At 76.6% G+C, this 8,214-nt stretch carries 9 protein-coding genes and 1 riboswitch; of the genes, 7 read left to right on the top strand and 2 right to left on the bottom strand.

Annotation, left to right across the window (positions count from 1 at the left end; all coding sequences use genetic code 11):
- A partial coding sequence (locus GFJ45_RS16460) for a hypothetical protein (RefSeq protein WP_194288679.1) occupies positions 1-1,711 on the top strand: 1,711 nt, incomplete at its 5' end.
- Here the strand turns inward: GFJ45_RS16460 and GFJ45_RS13955 are convergent.
- Both GFJ45_RS13955 and GFJ45_RS13950 read right to left on the bottom strand, forming a co-directional pair.
- Positions 1,671-2,387 carry a glycosyltransferase gene (locus GFJ45_RS13955; RefSeq protein ID WP_228387072.1) on the bottom strand — a complete coding sequence of 239 codons (717 nt, stop codon included), beginning with the start codon at positions 2,385-2,387 and terminating at the stop codon, positions 1,671-1,673. The two genes, GFJ45_RS16460 and GFJ45_RS13955, sit on opposite strands and share 41 nt — an antisense overlap.
- A 53-nt stretch (positions 2,388-2,440) precedes the next feature.
- A complete protein-coding gene (locus GFJ45_RS13950; RefSeq protein WP_153398248.1) occupies positions 2,441-3,319 on the bottom strand; it encodes a DUF5926 family protein in 879 nt (292 codons plus the stop codon).
- Positions 3,320-3,364: 45 nt separating this feature from the next.
- On the opposite strand from GFJ45_RS13950, the gene GFJ45_RS13945 reads away from it, so the two are divergent.
- The 6 genes from GFJ45_RS13945 (at position 3,365) to GFJ45_RS16840 (ending at position 8,172) form a co-directional block, all read left to right on the top strand.
- On the top strand, positions 3,365-4,423 hold the full coding sequence (locus tag GFJ45_RS13945; protein ID WP_153398246.1) for an enoyl-CoA hydratase/isomerase family protein: 1,059 nt from the start codon (positions 3,365-3,367) through the stop codon (positions 4,421-4,423).
- Positions 4,424-4,433: 10 nt separating this feature from the next.
- A complete protein-coding gene (locus GFJ45_RS13940) occupies positions 4,434-4,913 on the top strand; it encodes a GNAT family N-acetyltransferase (RefSeq protein WP_153398244.1) in 480 nt (159 codons plus the stop codon).
- Positions 4,896-5,056, top strand: a riboswitch (cobalamin riboswitch). (Overlaps the previous gene by 18 nt.)
- Positions 5,057-5,152: 96 nt before the next feature.
- Positions 5,153-6,187 (top strand): ABC transporter substrate-binding protein, encoded by a 1,035-nt coding sequence (locus tag GFJ45_RS13935; RefSeq protein ID WP_228387070.1) that lies wholly within the window; start codon positions 5,153-5,155, stop codon positions 6,185-6,187.
- A 1-nt stretch (position 6,188) separates the two neighbouring features.
- Positions 6,189-7,205 (top strand): FecCD family ABC transporter permease, encoded by a 1,017-nt coding sequence (locus GFJ45_RS13930; protein WP_153398242.1) that lies wholly within the window; start codon positions 6,189-6,191, stop codon positions 7,203-7,205.
- Positions 7,202-8,047 carry an ABC transporter ATP-binding protein gene (locus GFJ45_RS13925; RefSeq protein ID WP_153398240.1) on the top strand — a complete coding sequence of 282 codons (846 nt, stop codon included), beginning with the start codon at positions 7,202-7,204 and terminating at the stop codon, positions 8,045-8,047. Before GFJ45_RS13930 ends, GFJ45_RS13925 begins: the two co-directional genes overlap by 4 nt.
- On the top strand, positions 8,044-8,172 hold the full coding sequence (locus GFJ45_RS16840) for a cobalamin biosynthesis protein (protein ID WP_228387068.1): 129 nt from the start codon (positions 8,044-8,046) through the stop codon (positions 8,170-8,172). The genes GFJ45_RS13925 and GFJ45_RS16840 overlap by 4 nt, the downstream gene beginning before the upstream one ends.
- Positions 8,173-8,214 lie beyond the last annotated feature (42 nt).

Genomic DNA, 8,214 nt, shown 5'->3' with positions numbered 1-8,214 from the left:
GACCGGCGCGGCAGCCGCGCTGGCGGGCGCCGGCCCCGACGGCGCCGTCGATTCCGTCGATGCCCTCGGAGGGCAGCCAGGCCCGAGCGGGGAGCCGGACCCGCAGCGCTCCGGCGACTGCCGGTGGCAACTCGTGGCCGGTGGCCCGGTCGAGGACGCGATGAGCGCCGCCGGGCTGGACGCCCTCGTCGAGTCGGTGCGGGAGCAGCGCCCCGAGGCGTTGCTGGTCGTCGCCGGCGTGGCCGACGCCGGCGCTGCGGCCGCGCCGCGGCTGCTGCTGGCCTCCGGTCCCGGCGTGCCGGCAGGAGAGCTCACCTCACGCACCACGTCGCAGCCGGGACTGGCGCACACCCCCGACCTGACCGCCACCCTGCTGGCCGCCGCGGGAGCCGACCCCTCGGCGACGCTCGGTCAGCAGCTCCGCGTCGTGCCGGACCGGGCGGTCCCGGCACCGGGCGACGACGGCGCGCCGGAACCGGTCGACCCGCGCCCGTCCCCCGCCGTGACCGACCGGGTCCAGGACCGGCTGCAGGACCACCGGGACGTGACGCTGGCGGCGGCCGCGGTCCCGCAGCTGACCGGACCGGTGCTCACCGTCGCCGCGGTGACCGTGCTGGTGCTGCTGGCGGGGTTGCTGGCCGCGGACCGGCGGACCGCTGCCGCGGTGGCCGCGACGGCGGCGCAGTCGGTGCCGGCGGCGACCTTCCTGGCCAGCCTGGTGCCGTGGTGGCGCGACGGCGCCCCGCTGTCCGGCCGGGTGGGGCCGACCATGCTGGCGCTGAGCCTGGTGCTGGCGGGGCTGGTTCTCGGGCAGCTGCTGCTGGCGTGGGCGGGCCCGTGGCGGCGGCACCCGCTCGGGCCGCCGGCCGTGGTGGCGGCGGTGACGGTCGTGGTGCTCAGCCTCGACGTGGTGCTGGGCAGCCGGCTGGGGCTGCTGTCCGTGCTCGGGCTGCGACCGACCACGGCCGGACGGTTCCACGGGATGGGCAACGCCGGGCTGGGCATCCTGGCGACCAGCGTGCTGCTGCTCGCCGGGTTCCTCGCCTCCCGCACCCTCGCGCGGGCGCACGGGGTGGCCGCGGCTCGGTGGGCGGCCGCCGCCGTGGTGCTGCTGCTCGGGCTGCTCGCGGCCACGGTGGACGGCGTGCCGGTGTGGGGCGCCGACTTCGGGGGGGTGCCGCCGCTGCTGCTGGCCACCGGCCTGCTGGCGATGCTCGTCCTGGGGCTGCGGCCGACACCGCTACGGGTGCTGCTGCTGGGGCTCGCCGCGGTGGCCGGCGCCGGTGCGCTGATGGTGCTCGACTGGGCCCGCGGGCCGGCGGCGCGGACCCACCTGGGCGACTTCGTGCAGGCGGTGCTGGACGGGGACGCGGCGGGCATCGTGCGGGGCAAGCTGGAGCAGAGCGCCGGCATCCTGCGGGACTACCCGGTCGCCTGGCTGGCGGTGCTGGCGCTGGCGGTGCTCGCGGTCGCCGTCGCACGCCCGGACTCGGCGCTCGGCCGGCCGCTCCGGCCGCTGTGGGCGCTCCCCGCGCTGCGGGCGACGGCCTGCGCGCTGCTGGTCTGCTGGCTGGTGGGGTGGCTGGTCAACGACTCCGGCATCGCCATCGTCGGGGTCGGGGTGGCCGTCGCGGCCTGCGCCGTGCTGGCGGTGCGCACCCGGCTGCCCGTCACCGGCGGCGACGCACCCGGGCGGCCAGCGCGCGGGTGACGTCCCGGAGCTGCCGGGCCCGGTGCAGCTGGCCGCGCCAGTCCCGGCCGGTGACCCGGTGCTGCAGCGAGCACGGCACCTCGGTGACCCGCATCCCGGCCCGCAGCAGGTCGACGGTGAGGCCCACCTCCACGCCCCACCCGCGGGCCAGCGGGGTAGCCGCCTGGAACGCCTCCTGCGTCAGGCACCGCATGCCGCTCAGCGGCTGGGTGGCGCGCCACCCGGTCAGCCGGCGGATCCCCGTCCGTGCGGTCCGCACCACCAGGCCGAACCCGCCCCCCGGGCGCTGCTGCGGCGGCAGCACCGCGATCGTCATGTCGGCCTCGCCCACGGCGACGGGACCCGGGAGCGGGGAAAGGCCGGCGGCGCTGGCCTGCAGGTCGGCGTCGGCGAACAGCAGCAGGTGCGGCTCGCCGCCCTGCCGGGCGTCGATCCGGGCGACCTCCTCGGCCCCGGTGGTCATGGCGGCACCCTTGCCGCGGTTGCGCTGGTGGCGCACGACGATCGCGCCGGCCTGGGCGGCGACGTCGGCGGTACGGTCGTTGCTGCCGTCGTCGACCACCACGACCAGGTCGACGCCCGGGACCGCAGCCAGGGCACGCAGCGTCGCGGCGATGCGGCGCTGCTCGTCCTTGGCGGGGACGACCGCGGCGACCCGGGCCGGGACGGGGCTCACCGTCGGCCCTGCCTCTTCCGCCACCGGGTGCGCACCGTCGCTACCGCCGGCCGTCAGCGGAGGGTGACCTGGCGGCTGATGAGGCCGTCGCGGGCGCGGCGCTCGTCCGGGCTGAGCGGCTCCCCGACGGTGAGCGCCTCGGCGTACCGGCCGGCCAGCTCGGCCAGGGCGGCGCCGTGGGAGGCGGGCTCGGCACCCGGGTCCACCTCCAGCACCGGCACCAGCAGCCCCGCGGCGCGGAACGCCCCCAGCAGCACGGTGTCCCCGCCCAGGGTGTGCTCGCCGCGGGCCTGCAGCCGGGCCAGCGCGCGGGTGGCGTCGTCCTCGTCCTCGGTGAGCAGCCACCGGATGTAGGTGCGGTCGCCCATCCGGCACCAGTAGGCCGACGGCACGTCGGCGATCTTCACGGTGGGTACCGCCGCTGCGTTGGTCTCCTCCAGGCTGGCCTGCAGCTCGGGGCTGGCCTGCTGCTCTTCGTCCAGCCAGAACGAGAAGTCCTCGTGGACGGTGATCGGCAGCGGCTGCGGGTCGGCGAGCAGGTCCTGCATCCGCGGGGTGTCGGCGTCGGCCGGCCGCACCGAGGTGACCGGGGTCCCCGGCTCGGCGGCCACCGCGGCCAGCAGCGCCTGCGCGACGTCGCGGCTGGCGTCCCCGCTGGAGGTGCGTGACTGCAGCGCCACCAGCACGGTGCCGTCCTCGCGGTGCATCGCCGGCATGGCGCCGGGCAGCACCGTGGCCAGCCGGACGGCCCGGTCCTCCTCCTCGCCCGGCAGCCGCACCGTCACGTCGGCGGTGGCGGCGGGCACGATCTCCCGCATCGCCACCCACTCCGCCTCGCCGGGCAGTCCCTCGAAGGGGCGGGCCACGTAGGGCGCCCTGGCCGGTCCGGTGGGCTTCTGCTGCTGGCGCTTGCGCCGCGATGCCTTAGCCATGGGGCCGCAGTCTACGGTCGCGCGCTCGCCCGTAGGGTCTCGACCATGGACGACCAGCTGGACCTCGCCCCCGCGCCCGGCCACGGCGAGGAGGTGCTCTACGCGACCGACGGCCCGCTGGGCCGGGTGGTGCTCAACCGGCCCCGCGCCATCAACTCGCTCACCCTCGGGATGTGCCGGTCGCTGCTGGACCAGCTACGCCGCTGGGCCGACGACGACGCCGTCCGGGCGGTGGTCGTGCAGGGCGCCGGCGACCGCGGACTCTGCGCCGGCGGGGACGTGCGGGCGCTGCGGGAGGCCGTGCTCGCGGGCCGGCCCGAGGACGCCGAGGAGTTCTGGCGGGTGGAGTACCTCCTCGACCAGCTCGTCGCCGAGTACCCCAAGCCCTACCTGGCCTGGATGGACGGCGTGGTCATGGGCGGCGGGCTCGGCATCTCGGCCCACGCCTCGCACCGACTCGTCACCGACCGGACGCGCGCGGCGATGCCGGAGACCATCATCGGCTTCTTCCCCGACGTGGGCATGCTGCACCGGCTGGCGCAGGCACCGGACGAGCTGGGCACGCACGCGGCGCTGACCGGCGCGACCTTCAGCGGCTCCGACGCGGTGCTGCTCGGGCTGGCCGACGCCGTCGCCCCGGTGCCGGACCTGACGGGCGTGCTGGCGCAGGTCCGGCCGGTCCTCGCCGACGACGGGCCGATGCCCGAGGCCGCCCAGCTGGGCGCCGACACCGCCACCGAGGCGCCCTGGCAGCAGCACCGCGCCTGGACGGCGGGCTGCTACGCGGGCGAGGACGCGGCGGCCGTCCTGGCACGGCTCGAGAGCAGTCCCGTCGAGGCGGCCCGGGAGGCGGCCGGGCTGATCCGGCAGCGCTCCCCCCACTCGGTGGTACTGACGCTCGCGGCGCTGCGCCGTGCGGCCGGGCTGCCGCTGCCCGAGGTACTCGCGCAGGACCTGCGGGCCGCGGCCGACTGCGGGCGCCACCCTGACTTCGCCGAGGGCGTGCGCGCCCAGCTGGTCGACAAGGACCGGCAGCCGCGGTGGGCCGACCCCGACCTGGCGGCGGTCGACACCGCCGAGGTGCGGGCCGTGCTCGAGGGCTGAGCCGCCAGCCATGGCCGTCACCATCACGCCCGCGGACCTCGCGGACCCCCGCCTGGTCGCCTTCCTGCAGCGGCACCTGGACGAGCTGGCACCGACCGCACCGCCGGAGAGCCGGCACGCCCTGGACCTGGCCGGGCTGAGCGGCCCTGGTGTCCGGCTCTGGGTGGCGCACGCCTGCGGTGACCGCGACGGCGACGAGGAGCTGGTCGGCACCGTCGCGCTCGCCCGGGTCGAGGACCGGCACCTGGAGCTGAAGAGCATGCGGACCGACCCGGCCCACCGCGGGCGGGGCATCGGGGCGCTGCTGCTGCGGCACGCGATCGGCCGCGCCCGCGCGGACGGTGCCAACCGGATCTCGCTGGAGACCGGGAGCATGGACTTCTTCGCGCCCGCCCGTGCCCTGTACCGGCGGCACGGGTTCACCGATTGCGCACCGTTCGGCGGCTACCGCCAGGACCCCCACAGCGTGTTCCTGACCAGGTCGCTGTAGGGTGAGCCCGCCTCCGCAACCGGCGGGGGTGTCGTGGGATCGCAGTGAAGTCCGGTGAGAGTCCGGCGCTGTGCCGCAACTGTGAGTCCGGCCCACCCCGGTGGGCCGGCCAGCCAGAGCTCTGCCCCACGGCCACGTGACTAGTCCTCGGACGAAGGGCAGTTCGTGCGGCATCGCCCACCCCCGGGTGCGCCCTGCAGCCACGTCTTTCGTCCTCCGACGAAGACGGAGGATGCGCTGTGACCCAGCTCCCCCTGCACCGACCCACCCCTGGGCGTGCCCGACACCGCAGCCCGATGGCCCTGGCCGCCGCGCTCGCCGCCACCCTGCTCGCCAGCTGTGGGGGCGCCGACACCAGCCCCGACGGCGGTGACCAGGCCGCTGCCTCGGCCGGCAGCGGGCAGGCCACCGCCTCGGCACCACCGGAGGACAGCGGGTTCCCGGTGACGGTGCTGTCCGGGCCGCTCGAGGGCGGCAGCGAGCTCACCCTCGAGGAGCGCCCGGAAGCCATCGTCTCCCTCAGCCCGACCGCCACCGAGACGCTGTGGGCGATCGGTGCCGGCGACCAGGTGGTGGCGGTCGACGACCAGTCCGACCACCCCGAGGGCGTGCCCACGACGTCGCTGTCCGGCTACCAGCCGAACGTCGAGGCGATCCTCGGCTACGAGCCCGACCTGGTGGTCACGACCGGCGACACCGGTGACCTGGTCTCCGGGCTGGACAAGGCCGGCGTGCCGACGCTGCTCATGCCCTCCGCGACCGACCTGGAGGAGGCCTACTCGCAGATGGAGCGGCTGGGCGCCGCGACCGGTCACGTCGCCGAGGCCACCGCCCTGGTGGGCCAGCTCCAGGAGGACATCGCGGCGGCGGTCGAGTCGGCCCCGCACGCGGAGGGCACGACCTACTACCACGAGCTGGACCCGACCGGCTACAGCGTCACCGGCGAGACCTTCATCGGGGAGGTCTACGCGCTGTTCGGGCTGACCAGCATCGCCGACCAGGCCGCGAACGGCGACCCCTACCCGCAGCTGTCGTCCGAGTTCGTGGTCGAGGCCGACCCCGACCTGGTGTTCCTGGCGGACACCGAGTGCTGCGACGTCTCCGTCGAGGGCGTGACCGAGCGGGCCGGGTGGGCCGGCATGACGGCCGTGCAGTCCGGTGCCGTGGTGGCCCTCGACGAGGACATCGCCAGCCGGTGGGGCCCGCGGGTCGTCGACTTCGTCGAGCTGGTCGGTGACCAGCTGGCCGAGCTCGAGCCGGCGAACGCGGGCTGAGGTGCCCGCGGCCCTCCGGTCCCCGGTGGCCGGGGCGGTGCTGGTCGGGGCGTGCCTGGTCGGCTTCCTCGTGGGGCCGGCCGGGCTCACCCCCGGTGCGGTCCTGCGGGAGCTCGCCGGGGCGGTGCCCGGCGTCCACCTCGAGTCGGGCCTGTCGGGCCAGCAGCAGGCCATCCTGTGGGACATCCGGCTGCCGCGCGTGGTCCTCGGCTGCCTGGTCGGCGCCACGCTGGCGCTGGCCGGCGCCGCCTACCAGGGCGTGTTCCGCAACCCGCTGGCGGACCCGTACCTGCTGGGCGTCTCCAGCGGCGCCGGCCTCGGAGCGACCCTCGGCCTGGTCGCCGGCGGCGCGCTCGGCCCGTTCAGCGTGCCGCTGCTGGCGTTCGCCGGCGGGATCGCCGGGGTGGCCGCGACCTACGCCCTCGGCAGCACGCTCGGTCGCGGCACCGGTGGCGCGGTGGTCATCGTGCTGGCGGGCGTCGCCGTCGCCGCCTTCTTCAACGCCGTGCAGACCTTCGTGCAGCAGTGGTTCGACGACTCGCTGATGGCGGTCTACTCCTGGATGCTGGGCCGGCTCAGCACCGACGGCTGGGCCGACGTCGTCTCCGTGCTGCCCTACGTCGCCGTCGCCGCGGTGGTCATCCTGCTGCACCGCCGGGCGCTGGACCTGATGGCGCTCGGTGACGTGGAGGCCGCCAGCCTGGGCATCGACCCGGCCCGGACCCGGCTGGTGCTGGTGCTGGCCGCCACGCTGGGGACGGCGGCCGTCGTCAGCGTCAGCGGGCTGATCGGCTTCGTCGGCATCGTGGTGCCGCACGCGGTGCGGCTGCTCTTCGGCGCCGGTCACCGCACGCTGCTGCCGCTGGCGATGGCGATGGGGGCGGCGTTCCTGGTGCTCACCGACGTGCTGGCGCGCTGGGCGCTGGCACCGGCGGAGCTGCCGATCGGCGTGGTGACCGCGATCGTCGGCGCGCCGTTCTTCCTGGTGGTGCTCCGGCAGCGGGCGGGGACGTCGTGACCGCCGTCGAGTGCCACGGGCTGCGAGTGCGCAGGGGCGAGACCACCGTGGTGTCCGCCGCCCACCTGGTGGTGGAGCGGGGCGGCTGGCTGTCCCTGGCCGGGCCCAACGGCGCCGGCAAGACCTCGCTGCTGCACGCCCTCTGCGGCCTGCTGCCCGCCGAGGGATCGGTGCGGGTGTGCGGGCTGGACCCCCGCCAGGCCCCCCGGCGAGCAGTGTCCCGGGTGGTCGCGCTGCTCCCCCAGCAGCCGGTGGTGCCCGAGGGGGTGTCCGTGCGGGAGCTGGTGACGCTCGGCCGGGCACCGCACCTGCGCCGGTTCCGGACCGAGAGCAGGGCTGACCGCGCCGCCGTCGAGCGGGCGCTGACCCGGCTGGACCTGCGCGGGCTCGCGGACCGCCCGGCCACCCAGCTGTCGGGCGGGGAGCTGCAGCGGGTGGTGCTCGCCCGCGCGCTGGCGCAGGACCCGCAGCTGCTGCTGCTGGACGAGCCCACCAGCGCCCTCGACATCGGGCACCAGCAGACGGTGCTGGAGCTGGTCGACCGGCTGCGGCTGGAGGACGGCATCACGGTCGTCGCTGCCATGCACGACCTGACGCTCGCGGCGCAGTACAGCACCCGGATGGCGCTGCTCGACCGCGGCGGCGTCGTCGCCGACGACCGGCCCGAGTCGGTGCTGCGCCCGGCGCTGCTGGAGGAGATCTACGCCGCGCGGGTGGAGGTGCTGCGGCGCCGGTCGGGGCTGGCGGTGGTCCCGAGCCGCCCGGTCAGCGGGCACCAGACACCCGCGGAGCCGGGCCAGGAGCGGCACCCCGTCCCGGGCCGCGACGGCGTGCGCCGATGAGCGCGGTGCTTGTCGCCGCCGCCCTCGACCTGACGCTGGGCGAGCCACCGGCCGGCCTCCACCCGGTGGCCTGGATGGGCCGCTACCTGGACCGGGTCCCGCCGGAGCAGAGGCAGGAGGACTGATGGCCACCATCGTCGGGCCGGAGACCCGTGGCCGCGTGGACG

The sequence above is a fragment of the Ornithinicoccus halotolerans genome, from assembly GCF_009602535.1.
GTDB classification, from domain to species: Bacteria; Actinomycetota; Actinomycetes; order Actinomycetales; family Dermatophilaceae; genus Ornithinicoccus; species Ornithinicoccus halotolerans.
The sequence above is the reverse complement of the archived record's forward strand: the minus strand, read 5'-3'. Positions and strand labels throughout refer to the sequence as shown.

Coding starts and splice junctions, on each gene's coding strand:
- GFJ45_RS13950 (WP_153398248.1), bottom strand. CDS start 3,319: ATGGCTAAGGCATCGCGGCGCAAGCGCCAGCAGCAGAAGCCCACCGGA.
- GFJ45_RS16840 (WP_228387068.1), top strand. CDS start 8,044: ATGAGCGCGGTGCTTGTCGCCGCCGCCCTCGACCTGACGCTGGGCGAG.
- GFJ45_RS13940 (WP_153398244.1), top strand. CDS start 4,434: ATGGCCGTCACCATCACGCCCGCGGACCTCGCGGACCCCCGCCTGGTC.
- GFJ45_RS13945 (WP_153398246.1), top strand. CDS start 3,365: ATGGACGACCAGCTGGACCTCGCCCCCGCGCCCGGCCACGGCGAGGAG.